The 19317-nt window shown below is 65.4% G+C and carries 14 protein-coding genes; 9 read left to right on the top strand and 5 right to left on the bottom strand.

Annotated elements, in window-relative coordinates; all coding sequences use genetic code 11:
- Nucleotides 1-38: 38 nt before the first annotated feature.
- On the bottom strand, nucleotides 39-1409 hold the full coding sequence (gene ppnN, locus ACQ4WQ_RS06750) for a nucleotide 5'-monophosphate nucleosidase PpnN (RefSeq protein ID WP_070219944.1): 1371 nt from the start codon (nucleotides 1407-1409) through the stop codon (nucleotides 39-41).
- Nucleotides 1410-1720: 311 nt separating this feature from the next.
- Between ppnN and ACQ4WQ_RS06745 the strand changes: the two genes are divergently transcribed.
- The 4 genes from ACQ4WQ_RS06745 (at nucleotide 1721) to ACQ4WQ_RS06730 (ending at nucleotide 6147) form a co-directional block, all read left to right on the top strand.
- The gene (locus ACQ4WQ_RS06745; protein ID WP_436495574.1) at nucleotides 1721-3226 is read left to right on the top strand and encodes a peptide MFS transporter; all 1506 of its coding nucleotides are present in this window, start codon (nucleotides 1721-1723) and stop codon (nucleotides 3224-3226) included.
- A 130-nt stretch (nucleotides 3227-3356) separates the two neighbouring features.
- The gene (locus tag ACQ4WQ_RS06740) at nucleotides 3357-4034 is read left to right on the top strand and encodes a UPF0149 family protein (RefSeq protein ID WP_436495572.1); all 678 of its coding nucleotides are present in this window, start codon (nucleotides 3357-3359) and stop codon (nucleotides 4032-4034) included.
- A gap of 12 nt (nucleotides 4035-4046) precedes the next feature.
- Nucleotides 4047-5750: a hypothetical protein gene (locus ACQ4WQ_RS06735; protein ID WP_436495570.1), complete on the top strand. Its 1704-nt coding sequence runs from the start codon at nucleotides 4047-4049 to the stop codon at nucleotides 5748-5750.
- Nucleotides 5751-5763: 13 nt separating this feature from the next.
- Nucleotides 5764-6147 (top strand): hypothetical protein, encoded by a 384-nt coding sequence (locus tag ACQ4WQ_RS06730; protein WP_436495568.1) that lies wholly within the window; start codon nucleotides 5764-5766, stop codon nucleotides 6145-6147.
- Between the two features lie 9 nt (nucleotides 6148-6156).
- Here the strand turns inward: ACQ4WQ_RS06730 and ACQ4WQ_RS06725 are convergent, their stop codons facing one another.
- The gene (locus ACQ4WQ_RS06725) at nucleotides 6157-6384 is read right to left on the bottom strand and encodes a hypothetical protein (protein WP_436495566.1); all 228 of its coding nucleotides are present in this window, start codon (nucleotides 6382-6384) and stop codon (nucleotides 6157-6159) included.
- A 144-nt stretch (nucleotides 6385-6528) separates the two neighbouring features.
- Here ACQ4WQ_RS06725 and ACQ4WQ_RS06720 point away from each other — a divergent pair, with 144 nt between their 5' ends.
- Nucleotides 6529-7722, top strand: a complete 1194-nt coding sequence (locus ACQ4WQ_RS06720; protein ID WP_436495564.1) for a hypothetical protein — start codon at nucleotides 6529-6531, stop codon at nucleotides 7720-7722.
- Nucleotides 7715-8644 carry an AAC(3) family N-acetyltransferase gene (locus tag ACQ4WQ_RS06715; protein WP_436495562.1) on the top strand — a complete coding sequence of 310 codons (930 nt, stop codon included), beginning with the start codon at nucleotides 7715-7717 and terminating at the stop codon, nucleotides 8642-8644. Before ACQ4WQ_RS06720 ends, ACQ4WQ_RS06715 begins: the two co-directional genes overlap by 8 nt.
- Before the next feature lie 57 nt (nucleotides 8645-8701).
- On the opposite strand, the gene ACQ4WQ_RS06710 is transcribed toward ACQ4WQ_RS06715, so the two are convergent.
- Complete coding sequence (locus ACQ4WQ_RS06710; protein WP_436495560.1) at nucleotides 8702-10969, bottom strand: OPT family oligopeptide transporter; 2268 nt, start codon at nucleotides 10967-10969, stop codon at nucleotides 8702-8704.
- A 199-nt stretch (nucleotides 10970-11168) separates the two neighbouring features.
- On the opposite strand from ACQ4WQ_RS06710, the gene ACQ4WQ_RS06705 reads away from it, so the two are divergent.
- Nucleotides 11169-13496: a penicillin-binding protein 1A gene (locus ACQ4WQ_RS06705; protein WP_436495558.1), complete on the top strand. Its 2328-nt coding sequence runs from the start codon at nucleotides 11169-11171 to the stop codon at nucleotides 13494-13496.
- A gap of 115 nt (nucleotides 13497-13611) precedes the next feature.
- Here the strand turns inward: ACQ4WQ_RS06705 and ACQ4WQ_RS06700 are convergent, their stop codons facing one another.
- On the bottom strand, nucleotides 13612-14265 hold the full coding sequence (locus ACQ4WQ_RS06700) for a TetR/AcrR family transcriptional regulator (protein ID WP_436495556.1): 654 nt from the start codon (nucleotides 14263-14265) through the stop codon (nucleotides 13612-13614).
- Between the two features lie 364 nt (nucleotides 14266-14629).
- On the opposite strand from ACQ4WQ_RS06700, the gene ACQ4WQ_RS06695 reads away from it, so the two are divergent.
- Nucleotides 14630-15544, top strand: coding sequence for a lipase family alpha/beta hydrolase (locus ACQ4WQ_RS06695; protein ID WP_436495554.1), 915 nt, complete (start codon nucleotides 14630-14632; stop codon nucleotides 15542-15544).
- Between the two features lie 10 nt (nucleotides 15545-15554).
- Nucleotides 15555-16475, top strand: coding sequence for a lipase secretion chaperone (locus ACQ4WQ_RS06690; protein WP_436495552.1), 921 nt, complete (start codon nucleotides 15555-15557; stop codon nucleotides 16473-16475).
- Between the two features lie 3 nt (nucleotides 16476-16478).
- Here ACQ4WQ_RS06690 and ACQ4WQ_RS06685 read toward each other — a convergent pair whose 3' ends face one another.
- Nucleotides 16479-19220 carry an ATP-binding protein gene (locus ACQ4WQ_RS06685; protein ID WP_436495550.1) on the bottom strand — a complete coding sequence of 914 codons (2742 nt, stop codon included), beginning with the start codon at nucleotides 19218-19220 and terminating at the stop codon, nucleotides 16479-16481.
- Nucleotides 19221-19317: the final 97 nt, after the last annotated feature.

Genomic DNA, 19317 nt, shown 5'->3' with positions numbered 1-19317 from the left:
AACACAGGGGGCGGGCGGCGCGATGGTGTCAAGACTGTTTACTGGACCACGGTGTAGCAAGGTACATACGCCGTGCCCGCCAGTTTCATGCGGTGCTGCGCCACGAACGAGGCCAGCAGCGCATCCATGGGGCCGGCGATGGATTTGTCGCCGTGGATCTCGAAGTTGCCATGTTTTTCGATCGAGCGGATGCCGTCATCCTTGACATTGCCCGCCACCACGCCCGAGAACGCGCGGCGCAACTGGGCCGCCAGCAAGTGCGTGGGCTGGTTCTTGTGCAGGCTCAGGTTGCGCATGTTTTCATGCGTGGGCTGGAACGGCTTCTGGAACTCGTGGTCGATTTTCAAGAGCCAATTGAAATAATACGCGTCGCTGTGCGCCTTGCGGAATTCGCGCACCTGGCGTATGCCTTCGAGCATTTCGCGCGCCACCAGTTCCGGGTCGTCGATGATGATCTTGTAGCGCTGCTGCGCTTCCGGCCCCAGGGTGTCGTGGATGAACTGGTTGATCTGCACGAAGTACTCGCGCGATGTTTCCGGGCCCGTGAAGATCAGCGGGAACGGAATCTCGGCATTGTCCGGGTGCAGCAGGATGCCGAGGATGTACAGAATCTCTTCGGCCGTGCCCGCGCCGCCGGGGAAGACGACGATGCCGTGACCGGCGCGCACGAACGCTTCCAGGCGCTTTTCGATGTCCGGCATGATGACCAGGTCATTGACGATCGGATTCGGCGACTCGGCCGCGATGATGCCCGGCTCGGTGATGCCAAGATAGCGGCCATTGTGCAAACGCTGCTTGGCGTGGCCGATGGTGGCGCCCTTCATGGGGCCCTTCATGGCGCCCGGGCCGCAGCCCGTGCAGATGTCGAGGCCGCGCAAGCCCAGCTGGTAGCCCACTTCCTTCGAATAATTGTATTCGGCGCGGTTGATCGAGTGGCCGCCCCAGCAGACGACCAGGTTCGGATTAAGCTGGGTTTGCAACACGTTGGCATTGCGCAGGATGTGGAAGACGGCGTCCGTCACGCCTTCCGTGCTCTGCAAATCGAATTTCGGGTTGCCCGTCACTTCGTCGCTGACGAAGATGATGTCGCGCAGCACGGCAAACAGGTGCTCGTGGATGCCCTTGATCATCTTGCCGTCAACGAAGGCGATGGCTGGCGCGCCCTTGATGTCGAGCTTGATGCCGCGCTCGCGCTGGATGATGGAGATTTCAAACGACTGGTAGCGCTCCAGCAGGGCACGTCCATCGTCGATGGTGCTGCCGCAATTCAAGACCGCCAGCGCGCAGCGGCGGAAAGTGTTGTACAGGCCGCCCTGGCTGGTGTCGAGCAGTTTGTTGACTTCAGTCTTGGAGAGCACGTCCAGGCGGCCTTCCGGTGAAACCAGAGTATCGATAACGTCGTGTTCCATAATGCGAAAAATTCCTTTAAAAATCGATGCTCGAAGGTCTTGCAGCCTCAATATACGACAAGTCAGGCAAGTTGTGCTGTGCCGCCGCAAAATCGCCGGGGCCGTTCCTGCCTGCAAACCGGTTTGACTAATATGAAACAGTCATTCTTGCTAATGCGAATGGAAACCTTCGCTCAGCGCAATTTGTAGATTAGAATGCCAGCCTATTGGAATTCCCGTGCGTGAGGTTCTTCATGAGAGTCCCCGCCGCCCGCAGGCTTCCATAAGTTCGTTGTATCGATTGACTATAATAATTTTTCAGGAGGAACCGCATGAGCGGTGCGACTACGCCCAACAAGGAAGCCGTTATTCCCGAGTTCAAGCAGATTATGGGCCATCCAAGCCCATTGTGGATGTTGTTCATGACTGAATTCTGGGAACGCTTCGCGTTCTACGGAGTTCGCTGGGCGCTGGTACTGTACATCGTTGCCCAGTTCCACGGCGGCGACGGTTCGGGACAGGCAGCGGCCAACCTGACCTACGGTTCCTTCCTCGCGCTGGTGTATGCCGGCGCCCTGTTCGGCGGCTACATCGCCGACCGGGTCATCGGTTACCAGCGCTCCATCCTGCTGGGCGCCATCTTCATGGCTGCCGGCCTGTTCTGCATCTCCGTGCCAAACCAGGACATCTTCAACCTGGGCCTGGCCACGATGATCGTCGGTAACGGCATGTTCAAGCCGAACATCTCGACCATGGTCGGCAAGCTGTACACGACCGCCGATCCGCGCCGCGACAGTGGCTTCACGATCTTCTACATGGGCATCAACATGGGCGCCATGGTCGCGCCCGTCTTCACCCAGTGGCTGGCCGAGTCGATCTTCGGCACCAGCGCCATGCCTTCGTACAAGATGGTCTTCATGGCCTCCGGTTTCGGCATGCTGATCAGTCTGGTATGGTTCTTCATCGGCCGCCGCGCCCTGAAGGGCATCGGCGCACCGGAAGCCGGTTCCGGCAACCCGATGCGCGTCGTCTGGGTGGCCGTCGGCTCGCTGTGCGTGATCCCGCTGATGTATTTCCTGCTGACCGTCGGCGCTGAAAAGCTGCAAATCGTCCTGACCGTGCTGTTCGTCGGCCTGGCCGTGATGCTGATGATCGAAGGCATCCGCAACGGCAAAGTGGCGCGCGACCGCGTCATCGCCATGCTGCTGATCTTTGTCTTCAACATCCTGTTCTGGATGTTCTTCGAACAGGCTGGCAGCTCGTTTACTTTCCTGGCTGACAAGATCGTCAACCGCGACCTGGGCTTCTGGATCTTCCCGACCGCCTACTTCCAGACCGTCAATTCGGTCGCCATCATCGTCTTCGCGCCGATCATCGCCGCCGTCTGGGTCTTCCTGGCACGCCACAACGTCAACCCTTCGATCCCGCGCAAATTCGGCCTGGGCTTGCTGGGCAATGCGCTGGCCTTCGGCCTGCTGATCTTCGCTCTGTCGAGCATGGTTGGCGCCGATAACAAGATCCCGTTCTGGACCCTGACCACCGTCTACGTACTGCAATCGATCGGCGAACTGTGCCTGTCGCCTATCGGCCTGTCGATGGTCACCAAGCTGGCGCCAGTGCGCCTGGTAGGCCTGGGCATGGGCGGCTGGTTCCTGTCGACCGGTATCGGCAACAACCTGTCGGGCATCTTCGCCAGCCACGTCAGCGGCGAAAGCGGCATGTCGGTGCAATCGGCCCTGTCCGGCTACACCTTCGGCTTCTGGTCCCTGCTGGGCGCCGGTGTCGTGCTGTTCCTGATCGCACCGCTGATCAACAAACTGATGCACGGCGTGAAATAAGCGTCTTGTTGTAGATCAGAACGGCGGCCCGCGGGCCGCCGTTTTTCATTCCGGCACCGGTTATTGCCTTGGCGGGCGGTACAATACCGCCAGGGCCACCGGCCACTCCCCCCACTCAGCAAAGAATATTATGTCCAGCACCTCCACCACCTCGCCCCTCTCCGACGACGAATACGCCGAACTCGACACCCTGCTGGCCGCGCCCGCGCTGGAAGGCCGCGCCATGGACGTGTCGATGCTCGAAGGTTTTCTCACGGCCGTCTCCCTGAGCCCGAAACAGATCGCGCCGGAACAGTGGCTGCCATGGGTATGGGACAAGGCGGCCGGCAGCGCCGCGCCGGCACAGGACGCGGCCAGCGAACGGGCGGCCAGCCTGGCCCGGCGCCACCACGCCTACATGGTCGAATGGCTGGCGAAGGACCCGGACAGCTTCGAACCCATCTATGTCTGCGGCCCCGAATGGAGCGTGCCCGCGTGGTGCGCCGGTTTTGTGCTGGGCACCAGCCTGGACAAGCCCCAGTGGGCGGCCCTGGCCGTCAGCCACCCGGAATACCTGGCGCCGTTCCAGCACCTGGCCAGCGCCAGCGAACTCGATGACGATGCGGCCGAAACGGCCATGGATGGCGTGATTCCCGCTGTCATCGCCATCAACGCCGCGTGGGCGCGCCAGCGCCATCTGAAACAAAGCCAGCCCGGCGCCACCGTCTTGCGCGAACTGCCGAAGACGGGCCGCAACGACCCGTGCCACTGCGGCAGCGGTAAAAAATACAAGAAATGCTGCGCCGACGCCGATAGCGCGGCCGGCTAAGGACGCATCTCCTTGCGCCAGCTGCTGACGGCCATCCTGCGCTTCCTGCTGCGCCACGCGCTGCAGTTCGCGCTGTTCATCGTCATCCTGCTGGCCGGCCGCCTGCTGCTGGCCGAATGGCGCAGCTACAGCGCCGGCTGCGAGGCTGTCGCCGCCCTGCGCCAGGCTTCCGGCAGCGCCGGCAGCCATGGCGCCAGCCTGGCCGAGTCGGCCACGCTGCGCGTCAACGCACTGCAAAAGACCTCACAAACGGCCATCACCGCCCGCCAGAAGGAAGTGCAGGCGCAGCTGGCCGCCTTGCGCGCGCGGCAACAGCCGTCGCTGTTCACCCTTCCCCTGCCCGACACGAGCACCCTGGCCTTGCAGGCGCAGGAGGAAGCCACACGCCGCGTGGAAATCGAAGTGCTGGCGCAGGAAGCCCGTTACTTGAGCGCCCTGCAGGCGGCGATCAGCGGCGAAGATGCACGCCAGACGCTGGCGCACCTGCATGCGGAACACGTCAGCGCGTATGCCGCACTGCAACACAACCTGCGCCAGCGCCGGGAACTGGAAGCGCTGCACCCGCTGGCCGCGCGCCTGCCCGGCAGCGACGCCTATGCGCAACTGTCGCATCTCGAAGCGGAGGGCCAGCGCTTGCGCGAGGTCAACCTGCAAGCGTATCAGGCCTGGCTGGCGCAGCGCGCGCGCACCAGCAATGCCACCAACATCACCCGCCCCGCCGCATTCGCCATCGACGAGCAAGCCTTGAGCGGCGCGCTGGCGCCCGTGCGGGCGGCGATTGCGGCCGGAGAGACCCAATTGGCGCGCAACTGGATCGCCCGCTGGCGCTCTCCCGTGCTCGACGTGGCGCCCACGGCCGCCCTGCTGGTGCTGTCGGCCATCCTGCTGCCCGCCGCCATCAAGGCCTTCTTTTACTTCGTGCTGGCGCCCATCGCTTCCCGTTTGCCGCCGCTGTCCATCGCGCGCGAACTGCAGGTGAATGGTAGCTCCCTGCCCCTGCCGCCGCTTGGCGAATCGCGCATTTCCGCCGTCTCGCAGGCATTGCAGCTCAAACCCGGCCAGCGCATGCTGATCCATCCCGAATACCTGCAATCGTCGCCCGTCGGCACGCATAAACGCACGCAGTGGCTGCTGGACTGGCGCTTTCCCTTCACCAGCCTGGCCGCCGGCATGGCGGCGCTGACGCGGCTGGAAAGCGACGTGACCGCATCCGTGACGATTTCCGCCAGCGACGACCCGCTGCTGGAAGTGGCCGTCGTCCACCTGCCGGCCGGCAGCGCCCTCGTATTCCAGCCGCGGGGCCTGGTGGGCCTGGTCTGCGACTCTGGCCAGCCGCTGGCGCTATCGAGCCACTGGCGCCTGGCCAGCCTGCATGCCTGGCTCACCCTGCAGCTGCGCTTCATCGTCTTTCGCGGCCCCGTTACCCTGATCGTGCGCGGCTGCCGCGGCGTGCGCCTGGAGCGCGCGGGCCAGGGCCGCTCCATCAGCCAGTCCGCCACCCTGGGCTTTACCACCGACGTGCTGTACTCGACGATGCGCAGCGAAACCTTCCTGCCCTACCTGCGCGGCCAACAAGCCTTGCTCAACGACCGCTTCGACGGCGGCAACGGCGTCTACCTGTACGAAGAAACCCCGCGCCACGGCAAGCAGCCGGGCAAGGTAGGCAGCTGGTTCGAGGGTTTTACGGACGCGATCTTGAAAGTGTTCGGCATCTAGCCGAAAAGACCATATGAACGACTTCCTGTTTGCCGATTTTCTCGAGGACCAGGCCGCGTATGCGGCGGCTGAGGCCTACTGGCAGGCACGCCTGGCCTTCCTCGACAGCCTGTGCGCGCCGTATCTGCGTACCGCGTTTGCCAACGGCCAGCCGTTTTATGACGGCAATCCCATCGTCAACCTGGCGGACCGCAACGCCGGCAAGGCGGCGCGCATCGTGCAGCAATGCCCGCAGGAGTTCGGCCCCTGCTACACGAGCTTCGAGCAAGCCATCGAGCTGGCCGGCAGCGATGGACAGCATCGTGCGGCGCAGGAAAAGGTCATCGTGCTGACGTTGACGCAGGCGACGGCGCAGCGGGCCGAGGATGAACTACGCGCGTGGTTTGCGCCAGCGTAGGGCTGCCGGCTACGCCGCAATCGAATGCGACACCGTCAGCCACTCGCCCGGCTGCAAATTCGCCGCCGCCTCGCGCGTGGCCAGCACGCTGTCCGGGTCCAGGTCGGACCGGTTCAGCTTGTAGGAATAGGCGAAATCGTCGGCATCGAATGCCTGCCCCGCCTTGACGTAATACTTGAAGCCGACAAACGAGTCGGGATTGGTGACGACCGAATATTCAAGCGTGACGCTGTTCATGGCGGGCCTCGTCGGCGATGGTGATACAGCCATTATGCGTCAATTCCGGCGGCAGCGACGCGACGACTAATCCTTGCGGCAAGTCAATAGCCCTGCCGATGGCCGGCGCTACAGTAGCCTGAGCCAACCACCGGATGGAATGCCATGCGCACCTTGCTCGCGAAGATCAGGAACACACTGACGCCGCAGGCGGGCCTGCCGGCGGCGGCGCGCATGGAGCGGCTGTCGGACCGGCGCGGCCTGCCCGCCTTTGACCCCGGCCCGCAAGCCGTCGTCGAGGCCTGCACGGCCTGGCTATGCGCGGCGCAAGACCACTCCAGCTCAAACGACGACGGCGTCGCGCGCGATTACAGCCTGCTGACAGGCTGGGCTAGCTCCTACCCGGAGACCACCGGCTACATCATCCCCACCTTCATCGCCCTGGCGCAGCGCATGGGCGACGACAGCCTTCACGAGCGGGCGCGCCGCATGCTCGATTGGTGCGTGGCCATCCAGTTCCCCGCAGGCGGTTTCCAGGGCGGGAAGATCGATTCGACGCCGCGCGTGCCCGTCACCTTCAACACGGGCCAGATCCTGCTTGGCCTGGCGGCCGGCGTGGCAGCGTACGGCGATCGGTACCAGGACGCCATGCACCGCGCCGCACGATGGCTGCGCGACAGCCAGGATCCCGACGGCTGCTGGCGCCGCCATCCGACGCCGTTCGCCAGCGCCGGCGACAAGGCGTATGAAACGCACGTGGCGTGGGGCCTGTTCGAAGCGGACCGCATCGCACCGGGCCACGGCTATGGCGCGGCCGGCCTGCGCCAGGTCGACTGGGCGCTGACGAAGCAGCGTCCCAACGGATGGTTCGCCTCGAACTGCCTGGACAACCCGCTGCTGCCCCTGACCCATACCATCGGCTACGCCTTGCGCGGCGTGCTCGAAGCGCACCGCTTTTCGGCGCGCGCCGACCTGCTGGAGGCCGCCGCGCGCACCGGCACGAGCGTCGCCAGGGCCGTGGCGGCCGACGGCCATCTGGCCGGCCGCCTCGGTCCCGACTTCCAGCCGGGGGCCAGCTACGCCTGCCTTACCGGTTCCGCGCAAAACGCGCATTGTCTGTTCCTGCTGTACCAGTTCACGGGCGAGCGGCACTACCTCGACGCGGCGCGCCGCCTGAATAGTTACGTGCGCCGCGCGGTCAGCATCGACGGCCCCGCGCACGCGCGCGGCGGCGTCAAGGGCTCGTTTCCCGTCGATGGCGACTACGGCACCTGGGCCTACCTGAACTGGGCCGCCAAGTTCTGTATCGATGCCAACCTGCTGGAACTGGAACTGGACCGGAAAGCCGGCGATGCTTGAGCGGGCCAAGCGCGCCGCCAGGGCTGTGCTGGAAGCGTGGCGCCGCGCCGCCAGCGCCCGCAACATGCGCCACGGCGCGCGCCACGTGACGCGCGCCGGATTGACCGCCGATCTGGCGCGGCTGGGCATCGCGCACGGAGATTCGCTGTTCGTGCACTCTTCGCTGAAAAGCCTCGGCTATGTGGAAGGCGGCGCGGCGGCCGTGATACGCGCCCTGCAGGACGCCGTCGGCCCGCACGGCACCTTGCTGCTGCCCACCTACTATCTGCCCGGCGGGACCGTGCGCGCCACCTGCGACATGAAAGACTATGTGTTCGATCCGCGCCGCCATGGCACGCACATGGGGCGCCTGCCGGAAGCGTTCCTCGCCAGCGCAGGTGTCCGGCGCAGCATCCACCCCACCCACTCCGTGTCCGCGTGGGGCCGCCATGCCGACGCTCTCACCGAGGCGCACCACCGCGCGCCCTCGATCTTCGGCGTGGATTCGCCCTGGCAGCGCTTCATCGGCTGCGAGCAGGCCAAGGTGCTGGGCCTGGGCATTTCCATGGGGCCCGTGACGTTCTATCACGCGCTGGAAGACGCCATGGGCGACACCTTTCCCATGGCCGTATGGGAAGAAAAAACGGAGCTACTGGCCTGCCTGGACTACGCCGGCCGGCGCTGGGACGTGCCCGTGCGCCCTTTCGATCCGGCCATCGCGCAGCGCCGCATCGACCAACCCGGGCGCGGCGACTTGCGCGATTATTTTGCGCGCGAATTCGATGCCACAGGCCTGCGCGTCAACGGACAGGTCGGCGATGCGGCATCGTGGTGCATCGCGGCGCAGGCGTTTTATGACCACCTGGGCCGGTTGGCGTCCGAACACGTGACGATCTACGCGAGCGCGGCAGAACTGGCGGCGCGGCCCATCGGGCGCGCATAAAAAAAAACGCCCGGATCGTCATGACACCGGGCGGTTTTCATTGGAGTGTTTAAAACATCAAGCCTGCGAACTGCCCGCTTTCTTCTCGCGCGCCACGATATACAGCAGCACGATGATGACGGCATACGGCAGCAGGGACAGCGCATCCGAGTGCAGGCCGGCGTAGAACGGATTACCGTGTTCGGCCCAGTCGGCCATCATCTGGTCGAAGTGCGTGAGCACGCCGGCCGTGATGGCAATGATGATGCCGGCCAGCGCGCCGCCGGCGATGTAGCCGGACGCCAGCAGCACGCCCGAACTGCGGTCGCCCGCCAGCTGGCGCTCTTCCTCGTTCAATTTAGCGTTGTGTTCCAGCTTGTTGTTGCGGCGGTCCGCCAGCCAGCGCACGATGCCGCCGACAAAGATCGGCAGGGTCGAGGACAGCGGCAGGTACACGCCCACCGAAAACGCCAGCGACGGGATGCCGGCCATTTCCAGCACCACGGCGATCATCACGCCGAACAGCACCAGGGTCCACGGCAGCTGCTGGTCGAGGATGCCCTTGATGATGTAGGACATCAGCACGGCCTTGGGCGCATCGTATTTCTTCACTTCCGAACCGTCCGGACGCTTGCTGTAGTGGCCATTGATGCCCGGATCGACCAGGTAGGCCAGCTGGCCGTCTTCCTTGACGAAGTATTTGCCGGCCGGGCCGCCCACGGTATCGGTCTTTTGCCAGACTTTATACGTATTGTGGTCGGTCTCGGCTTGCGGGCCATGCAGCTCGCCCGTCACCGTCAGCTTCGATGCATCGACCGTCAGGCCGGGCGCCACTTGCGCGGCCGGCACGTAGACGGTGCTCGCCTCGTTCAGTTTCAGCAGGATCGGACCGAGGATCAGCGCCGACGACAAGGCGCCCGCCAAAATCGCGTACTGCTGCAGGCGCGGCGTGGCGCCCACCAGGTAACCGGTTTTCAAATCCTGCGAGGTGGTGCCCGCATTGCTGGCGGCGATGCAGACGATGGCGCCCACCGACAGGGCCGTCACATAGTAACGCCCGCCCGTCCAGCCCATGATCAGGAAAATCAGGCAGGTAAACAGCAAGGTGGCCACGGCCATGCCGGAGATCGGGTTCGACGAGGAGCCGATTTCGCCCGTCAGGCGCGACGACACGGTGGCGAACAGGAAGCCGAAGACGAGGATCAGCAGCGCGCCGAGGAAGTTCATGTGCAGCGGCGTGGCGAAGGTGATCACGGCGATGATGGACAGGCAGCCGATGACGACCCATTTCAACGGGATGTCCTGGTCCGTGCGCAAGGTGGAATCGGTCTTGACGCCCTTGCCGATGCCTTTCAGGCCGGCCGACAGGCTGCGCCAGATCATGGGCATGGCGCGCACCAGCGAAATCAGGCCGCCGGCGGCCACGGCGCCCGCGCCGATGTACAGCACGTAGGCGCTGCGCACGTCGTCCGCGCCCATTTCGCTGATCAATTTGGTGCCCGGCGAGAGCACGGTGGTCAGGCTGTCGCCGAAGAACTTGATCATCGGGATCAGCAGCAAATACGACAGCACGCCGCCGGCCGCCATGGTGGCGGCGATGCGCGGGCCGATGATGTAACCCACGCCCAGCAATTCAGGAGAGATTTCGGCGCCGATGGAGCCGCCCTTGAGCGGCGCGGCAAATTCCACGCCCGGCGTATCCTTCCAGCCCTTGAACGAGATATTGAAGACTTTATACAGCAGGCCGACGGCGAAGCCGCCGAAGATGATCTTGGCGCGGCGCTTGGCGTCCAGCGCGGCGGCCGAATCCTTCTCGATGCTTTCGCCGGCGGCGATGCGCGATTCTTCCGTGGCGGCCGCCTTGAGCACTTCGGCGCACGCCGTGCCTTCGGGGAATTTGAGTTCCTTGTGCTGGTCGACGATCATGGTGCGGCGCATGGGGATCATCATCAGGATGCCCAGCAGGCCGCCGAGAATACCGACCAGCATGACCCGCGAGATTTCCAGGTCGAAGCCGAGGATCAAAATGGCGGGCATGGTCACGCCCAGGCCGAAGGCCAGCGATTCGCCGGCCGAACCGGCCGTCTGCGTGATGCTGTTTTCCAGGATCGACGAATCCTTGCCGCCCACCTTCTTGGCCAGGCCGAACAGGGTGATGGCGATCACGGCGACGGGAATCGAGGCGCTGACGGTCAGGCCCACCTTCAGCACCAGGTACAGCGAGGAGGCGCCAAAGACCATCCCCAGGATGACGCCCATGAACAGCGCGCGGAAGGTCATCTCGGGCAGCTTCGCATCGGCCGGGATATAGGGCTTCACGACGCTCGGTGTTGCATCTTTTGCCATGGATATTTCCTTAATTTTTAAAAATAAACAGCCCGGATCGATGCCCGGGCTATTTTCTTGAAGCCGAGACTATCGCACAGCCGCGTTTCGATGAAAAGGTTTTTTGCTCCCGGTCCCGGCGCCCGGCCCGCACGGGAAGCGCCGCAGCATTGGTCTATAATCGCTGCCACCGTGCCCTGCACGCTCATGTGAGACTGCCTTGACTGCCAAACGATCCGGATTCCCCTGGCCTTCCCGCCGCGCCACCGTGCGCGGCTTCATCATCGCCGGCTGCGCCGCGCTGGCCGCTGCCGTGCTGCTGGCCGCCTGGCTGTTCCTGTACGTGCGCCCCCGCCTGCCCGAGCTGGGCGTCATCACGGACTACCAGCCGAAGATCCCGCTGCGCGTGTACACGGCCGACAATGTGCTGATTGGCGAGTTCGGCGAAGAGCACCGCGACTTCGTGCCGATCGCGCAAGTGCCGGAAATGATGAAGAAAGCCCTGCTGGCCATCGAGGACAGCCGCTTCTACGAACACCACGGCATCGACTTCGTGCGCGCCGGCGGCGCCGTGCTGTCGAACCTGCGCCACGGCTTCGGCCACGGCGGCGGCTCCACCATCACCATGCAGGTGGCGCGCAACTTCTTCCTGACGCGCGAAAAAGTCGCCTCGCGCAAGCTCAATGAAATCATGCTGGCCCTCAAAATCGAAGCGGCCCTGTCGAAAGAGCAGATTCTCGAGCTGTACATGAACCAGATGTACCTGGGCCAGCGCTCGTTCGGCTTCGGCAGCGCGGCGCAGACCTATTTCGGCAAGCCGCTGAATGAATTGTCGATCGCGGAAATGGCCATGCTGGCCGGCTTGCCGCAAAACCCGTCGCGCCACAACCCGATCAGCAACCCGAAAAAGGCGCACGCGCGCCAGCAGCTGGTCTTGAAACGCATGCGCGAACTCGATTACATCAGCGAAGGCCAGTACCGGCAGGCGCTGGCCCAGCCGCTGCATATCAACAGCCGCGGCAAGCAGGGTTTCGATACGCACGCCGAATACGTGGCCGAACTGGCGCGCCAGGCCGTGTTTGCGCAGTTCAAGGAAGACAGCTACACCAAGGGCATCAGCGTCTACACGACGATTCTCAAGGCGGATCAGGACGCGGCCTACGCCTCGACGCGCCGCAACGTCATCGCCTACGACCAGCGCCACGGCTACCGCGGCCCGGAAACCTTCATCGACATGCCGGCGGACCCCGAGCAGCGCGACGACGCCATCGATGCTGCGCTGCAAAAACGCCCGGACAGCGACGGCCTGATCGCCGCCGTCGTCACGGAAGTCGCCAGCGGCAAGGTGGTGGCCGACACGGGCGACGGCGACGCCAAGGCCATCACGGGCGACGGCTTGCGCTTTGCCGCCCCCGCCCTGTCCGCCAAGGCGAGCGCCGGCATCAAGCTGCGCCCCGGCGCCGTGATCCGCATCAGCCAGGATGCCAAGGGCAACTGGGCCATCACGCAAGTGCCGCTGGTGGCCGCCGCCTTCGTCTCGCTCGACGCGGACACGGGCGCCTACCACGCCATGGTGGGCGGCTTCGACTACAACCTGCAAAAGTTCAACCACGTCACGCAGGCCTGGCGCCAGCCCGGTTCGGCCATGAAGCCCTTCGTGTATTCGGCGGCGCTGGAAAAAGGCTTTTCGCCGGCCACCCTGATCAACGACGTTCCGCTGGAAATGCAGGCGGGCGGCAAGGTGTGGGCGCCGCAGAATGACGACTTCAAGTTCGACGGCCCCATCACCATGCGCTATGCGCTGGCGCAGTCGAAGAACGTGGCCTCGGTGCGCATCCTGCGCGCGCTCGGCGTGCCGTACACGCACGACTTCCTGGAGAAATTCGGTTTCGACCCGGCCCGCCAGCCCAGCAACCTGACCATGGCGTTGGGCACGGGCTCCGTCACGCCCGTGCAGATGGCGGGCGCCTACGCCCTGTTCGCCAATGGCGGCCATCAGGTGGAACCGTACCTGATCGACCGCATCGTCGACGCCAGGGGCACCATCCTGATGCAGACCAAACCGCCCGCGCCGAACGACGACAAGACCCTGGCGCTCGATCCGCGCAACGCTTTCGTGATGGACAGCATGCTGCGCGAAGTGGCCCGCACGGGCACGGGAGCGGCGGCGACGAAAAAACTGGGCCGCAGCGACATCGCCGGCAAGACGGGTACCACCAGCGACGCCGTCGACGGCTGGTTCGCCGGCTACAGCGGCGGCATCGTGGCGGTGGCGTGGATGGGCTACGACGAGCCCAAATCGCTGGGCGGACGCGAATTCGGCGCGACCCTGGCCATGCCGATCTGGATCGACTACATGCGCACGGCGATTTCCACGCGCCCGCAAGTCACGCGCGACGTGCCGGCAGGCCTGAGCCAGGTCGATGGCGAATGGCTGTACGATGAATTCATCGACATGAATGGCGTGAAGACGCTGGACATGGACGTGGAGACGCCGACGGACCCGGCTGCGCTGCCGGAAACGCTGCCGCCGGAAACCGCGAACTGACGCAGCTATCTTGTCGGATGACGCTTCGCTAATCCGACCTGCCGCTTACTGCATCAATCACCAGTCGTAGGTCGGGTTAGCCGGGACGGCGTAACCCGACAAGTGCCGCCGAGGTTTACACAGCGGTCATGCTCAAGTACCCGCGCACCGTACCGACCACGCTGTCGGCGAAATCGTCCACGTTGACCTTCGCCGCGCGGTACTTCCAGCGTTTCACGTACCAGTCCTGGAACAGGGCCAGGCAGTGGGCGGCCAGCAGGGTGGGGTCGCCCTGCGGCTTCGGTTCGATTTCGGCGATGGTGGCGGCGATCAGGGTCTGCACATACAGTTCCGAATTCTTCGCCATGCTGCGCTGCTCCACCTGCAGCACGCGCGAATCCATGAAGACGAAATAAAACCACGGCTGCAGCACTTCGGACAGGTAGATCGACGAGCGTATCATCGCCTCGAGGCGGTCCAGCGGCGACTTCACGTCGGCAAACAGCAGCGGCAAGGCTTGCGTGGCATGGCGCACCACGTCCTCGATCATTTCCGCCAGTTGGTCCTTGCTGGTGATGTAGCCATACAGGCCGCCCATCGACAGTCCCGTCTCGCGGCACAGGTCGCGCAAGCTCATGGCACGGAAGCCCACGTCATTGGCCAGGCGGAAGGTGGCGACAAAGATGCGTTCGAGATTTTCCAGCGCCGGCTTGCGGCGCTTGACGCCGATGCGCTCCGCGTGGCGGTCAAGAATATATTCCCAGATATTTTCGCCATTTAAAGGCGTCATCTGCTGAAACTGTTCAAAATTAAAATGGGTCGACAAGTGCATTCCCAAGTAACGGTGTATGAGCAATGTAAGACAGCACCTGGGCGGCGCTGCAAGACGGCGGGACGGCTGATGCGGGGCCGATTATAGCTCAGGAAAACAACTATTTGACTTTTCAACTATGCAATAAGCACATAAGCAACGCCAAATTCCCACAGTTATTGCGCTGCATCATGCAATTCAAATGCAATTTCAATCCAGCGGTGCTACATTTCAAAAACCGAGCGCTCGCTATATTTAATGCATCAATAGAATGTGAAGGAGCACCCGGTTCATCGCTACAGCATCGACATTTCCACTATTAATAATACATAACGGAGACAAAATGAAGACTCGCTTTTGGCAACTGCTATCCACCTTGCTCCTCACCCTCGCCATCCTGCCCGGCAGCGCCAGCGCCGCCGGCTACACGCAAACCAAGTACCCGATCGTGCTCGTGCACGGCCTGTTCGGCTTCGACAAGCTGGGCCCCGTCGAATATTTCTATGGCGTGCCCGATGCCCTGCGCAGCGGCGGCGCGCAAGTGTATGTGACCACCGTCTCGGCCGCCAACAGCACGGAAGTGCGCGGCGAACAGCTGCTGTCGCAGGTGCGGCAAATCCTCGCCGCCACCGGCGCGGCCAAGGTCAACTTGATCGGCCACAGCCACGGCGGCCCCACGGCCCGCTATGTCGCTTCCGTGCGTCCCGATCTGGTGGCGTCCGTCACCAGCGTGGCCGGCGTCAACAAGGGTTCCAAGGTGGCCGATATCCTCAGCGGCGCCATTCCCAACACCAGCGGCGCGCTGGGCAATGCGCTCGCTTCCCTGATCGGCATTTTGTCGGGCAACAAGGGCTTGCCGCAAAACGCGGGCGCCTCGCTCGCCTCGCTGTCCACGGCCGGCTCACTGGCTTTTAACACCCGCCACCCGCAAGGCGTACCCACCTCCGCTTGCGGCGAAGGCGCCTACCAGGTGCAAGGCGTGTATTATTTCTCGTGGAGCGGCGCGCAGCCGTACACGAATGTGCTCGACGTGAGCGACCCGGCCCTGGCGGCCATCAGCCTGGCCTTCGGCGGCGTGAAGAACGATGGCCTGGTCAGCAGCTGCTCCAGCCACCTGGGCAAGGTGATCCGCGACGACTACGCCATGAACCACCTCGATGAAGTCAACCAGTTCGTCGGCATCGTCAACCTGTTCGAAACGAACCCCGTCACCGTCTTCCGCCAGCAGGCCAACCGCCTGCAAGGCCTGGGACTGTAAGGAGAAGCGCATGCACGCGAAATGGATCATCGGCGGCAGCCTGGCAGCCCTGGCCCTGTACCTGGCGTTGCGGCCCGGCGAGCCGCCCGCCCTGCCGCAGGAGAAGGCGGAACCGGACCTGTTCGCGTTCGTGCGCTCGATGGAAGGCACGCGGCCCGACGGCAACGTGACGGTGGCCGCCGGCGACAAGCTGGTGGTCGACGCGGAACTGGGCCACCTGTTCGACTACTACCTGGCGGGCCTCGGTGAAAAGCCGCTGGCCGCCATTCGCAGCCAGATCGAGGCGGAACTGGACAGGCGCCTGGCGCCCGTCCCCGCCCGCGAAGCGAAGCGCCTGCTGGGCACTTATCTGGCCTACAAGCAGGCACTGGCCGGTGCGGAACAGGCCTTGCCGGCGCAGGCCGATCCCGCCGTGGCGGCGCGCGCGCGCCTGCAAGCGATGCGCGCCCTGCGCGGCAATTATTTTACGGCGGAAGAAAGCGCGGGCCTGTTCGGCGCCAGCGACGCGTATGACGACGATGCCGTGGCGCGCATGGCGATCCTCGGCGATACGTCGCTCGATGAAACCCAGCGCCAGGCGCAACTGACGGCGCTGGACCAGAAAATGTCGCCCGCCCAGCGCGATGCGCGCGACGCGCCCGTCAGGGTGGCGCAGCTGGACGCCTCCGTCAAAGCCTTACGGGCGCAGGGCGGCGGCGAGAATGAAGTCTACCGCCTGCGCGCCAGCACCTTCACCCCGGCGGCGGCGGCGCGCCTGGCGGAACTGGACCGCGAGGAATCGCAGTGGCAGCAGCGCATCATCGCGTACCAGGCGCTCAAGGCGCAGCAGGCCGGCCTGCCCGGCGGCGCGCAGGATGCGGCGGCCCTGCAGCGCTTGCGCGACGCCAGTTTCACGCCGGACGAACAGCGCCGGCTGGGCGCCTATGAATAGCCATCAAGCCAGCTGCGCCAGCAACCGGGCCAGCAAAGCTGCCGCCGCCATCACATCCGTGGTGTCGCACCCCTGCCGGTAGCCGGCATGGACGGGGGCCAGCAAGGCATGCGCGGCGGCGCCGCAGCCTTGCGCCTGCATCACGGCCGCCAGGCTGGTGGCGCAGCGCAGCTCCCAACCCGGCGCCTGCTGTCCCCGGGCCAGCTGCAGCGCTTCTTCCAGCTGCACGCGCACCGCTTCCAGGCCGGCCGCATCGTCTTGCGCCAGCACCCGCCAGCGGTGGTGCGCGTCGCGGCGCAGCACTTCCGGCGCGCTCCACGGCGCCAGGCCCGTGCGTGCGCGCCGCAGCGCCTGGCTATCGGCGGCCGCGTCGTGCAGGGTGGCCATCAGATCGATCTGTATCGGCCAGCTGCGCACGGAAGGCCAGGGGAATTCCGTCAGCGTATCGCCCGCATCGAGCAGCCGCCGGTAGGCGGCGCCCCAGGCGCTCCAGTACAGCAAGCCATAGCGGGCCGCATGCTCGCACAGCAGGCAAGTCCAGGCGTGCGCCAGTCCCCGCTGCCCGCACCACAGGGCAACGGGAATGGCATTGATGGCCAGCGCCACGCACAGCGTGACGCCATTGTGCTCGAAGCCCACCGTCACCGCCTCGCGCGCCAGCGCCAGAGCATCGTCGGGGCAGCCCTGCATCCACAGGCAGCGCGCCAGCGTGCCGCGCAGGCAAACCTGGTGATCGGCCAGCAAGGCATTGTTGAAGCCAAGCTGCCCGGCGCCCTCGGGATGCGCGAGCACCATGCGCGCCAGCGCCGCCGACTGCGCGTAGCGTCCGCGCAGATACTCGCCCGCCGAGCGCATGCGCGCCAGCACCAGCCGCATCGCCGTGTCGTCGCGCGCTTCGCACAGGACGGCCAGCTGGGCCACGTAACTGTCGGCGCGCTGGAAATCGGCGAGCTGCAGGCTGCAGATCCACATGCCGCAAATCGCTTCCGCACGGCGGCTGTCATCGTCCGTGCGCATGGCCAGCGCATAGCCGCGCTGGAACGAACGCAGCATGGTGCCCGTGATGCCCTGCGTATGCAGCAGCAGGTGCGCCTGCGAGGCATGCAGCTGCATCTCGCTGTCGGGGTCGTCCACGGCCTGCGCGGCCATGCACGCGAGCGCCCGTTCGACGCGCACGCGGTATTCATCCATCAGCGACAGCTGATAGAACAGGGTTTGCGCGGCCAGGGTCAGGGCCACGCCCAGCGCCACGTCGCCCTCCTCGCCGAAGGCCCAGTCGATGGCGGCCCGCAGGTCATCCACATGGCGGCCGTAGCGCGCGCTCCAGTGCGCCGGCGGCATGCTCTCCCAGTCGGCGGCGATGCGCCCGGCCAGGCCCAGGCAATGGCGCGCATGGCGCCGCAGCACGGCGCCGGCGTCCCCGCCTGCGGCCAGCTGCGCGGCGGCGTAGGCGCGCGTGGTGTCGAGCAGCCGGTAATACACGTGCTGGCAGCAAAACTCGATGCTGACGAGGGACTTGGCCGCCAGGTCGGCCAGCGTATCGAACACGTCGCAGCCCGTCACGGCGCTGGCCGACTCCAGGCGGAAGCGGCTCTTGAACACGCTCAGCGCCTGCAGTACCTGACGCTCTTGCGCGTCGAGCAGGCCGTAGCTCCAGTCCAGGGTGGCGCGCAGGGTCTGGTGACGCAAGGGCATGTTGCGCGCGCCGCGCGTGAGCAGGCGAAAGCGGTCGTCGAGCTGGCGGCGCAATTCATGCAAGCCGAAATGGCCGATGCGCCCGGCCGCCAGCTCCAGCGCCAGCGGGATGCCGTCGAGGCGCCGGCAGATATCCACCACCACGGGCACGTCGGCGTCGGCCAGCACGAAAGCACCGTCGACGGCCGCGCAGCGTTCGCAAAACAGCTGCACCGCGGCGAAATGCCGGGCCGCCGCCGCGTCGGGCACGGCATCGGCCGGCGGCAATTCCAGCGCGGGCAGCCGCAGCAGCTGCTCGCTGGTGATGCGCAGCGGTTCGCGGCTGGTGGCCAGCACGTGCAGCAGCGGCGCGCCCTTGAGCAAGGCGTCCGCCAGCATGGCGGCCGCGCCGATCACGTGCTCGCAGTTATCGAGCACGATCAGCATGTGGCGCGGACGCAGGTAGGCCAGCAGGACCGGCATGGCGTCGCCGGCCGGCACCGCCACCCCCAGCGCCGTGGCCAGCGCCAGCGGCACCATGCGGGCCTCGTCCAGCGGTGCCAGGTCGACGAAACACACGCCATCGGCATAGCGGCGCAGCACGCGCGTGGCCAGGACGACGGCCAGCGTGGTCTTGCCGATGCCGCCCGGACCGGCAATGCACAGCAGGCGCAATTGCAGCAGCTGGTTGGCCATCGTTTGCAGCGCCTCGGTGCGGCCCAGCATGCGCGTCAGCATGACGGGCAGGTTATGCCGCGGCTCGGCGCCCGCCGCTCCGGGCGCCGGCTGCCCAGTGTGCGCCAGCGGCGCCAGGAAGCCGTAGCCGCGCCCGGGAATGGTGGTGATGTAACGCTGGCCATCGCGGCCATCGCCGAGGGCCTTGCGCAATGCCGCCAGATGCACGCGCAGGGTCGCGTCGTCCACCACGGCATTGGGCCAGACGATGGCCACCAGTTCATGCTTGTCGACGATGTCGCCGGCGCGCTCCAGCAGGGCCAGCAGCAAGTCCATGGCCCGGCTGCCCAGGCGCAGCGCGCGATCGCCCTCGAACAGCAGGCGTTCTAGCGGCAAAAGGCGAAACGGGCCGAATACATAGGCCGGGACGGGACTGTTTATCATTCTTGCGTGGGGGAGAAGGTGTTAAAGCATGCGGCTTGCAGTGGCCATA

Source organism: Janthinobacterium goodfellowi, assembly GCF_051380695.1.
Lineage (GTDB): Bacteria > Pseudomonadota > Gammaproteobacteria > Burkholderiales > Burkholderiaceae_D > Janthinobacterium.
Note: the sequence above shows the minus strand (reverse complement) of the source record. Positions and strands in the feature narration are given on the sequence as shown.

Coding starts and splice junctions, on each gene's coding strand:
- ppnN (WP_070219944.1), bottom strand. CDS start 1,409: ATGGAACACGACGTTATCGATACTCTGGTTTCACCGGAAGGCCGCCTG.
- ACQ4WQ_RS06745 (WP_436495574.1), top strand. CDS start 1,721: ATGAGCGGTGCGACTACGCCCAACAAGGAAGCCGTTATTCCCGAGTTC.
- ACQ4WQ_RS06740 (WP_436495572.1), top strand. CDS start 3,357: ATGTCCAGCACCTCCACCACCTCGCCCCTCTCCGACGACGAATACGCC.
- ACQ4WQ_RS06730 (WP_436495568.1), top strand. CDS start 5,764: ATGAACGACTTCCTGTTTGCCGATTTTCTCGAGGACCAGGCCGCGTAT.
- ACQ4WQ_RS06725 (WP_436495566.1), bottom strand. CDS start 6,384: ATGAACAGCGTCACGCTTGAATATTCGGTCGTCACCAATCCCGACTCG.
- ACQ4WQ_RS06720 (WP_436495564.1), top strand. CDS start 6,529: ATGCGCACCTTGCTCGCGAAGATCAGGAACACACTGACGCCGCAGGCG.
- ACQ4WQ_RS06715 (WP_436495562.1), top strand. CDS start 7,715: ATGCTTGAGCGGGCCAAGCGCGCCGCCAGGGCTGTGCTGGAAGCGTGG.
- ACQ4WQ_RS06710 (WP_436495560.1), bottom strand. CDS start 10,969: ATGGCAAAAGATGCAACACCGAGCGTCGTGAAGCCCTATATCCCGGCC.
- ACQ4WQ_RS06700 (WP_436495556.1), bottom strand. CDS start 14,265: ATGACGCCTTTAAATGGCGAAAATATCTGGGAATATATTCTTGACCGC.
- ACQ4WQ_RS06695 (WP_436495554.1), top strand. CDS start 14,630: ATGAAGACTCGCTTTTGGCAACTGCTATCCACCTTGCTCCTCACCCTC.
- ACQ4WQ_RS06690 (WP_436495552.1), top strand. CDS start 15,555: ATGCACGCGAAATGGATCATCGGCGGCAGCCTGGCAGCCCTGGCCCTG.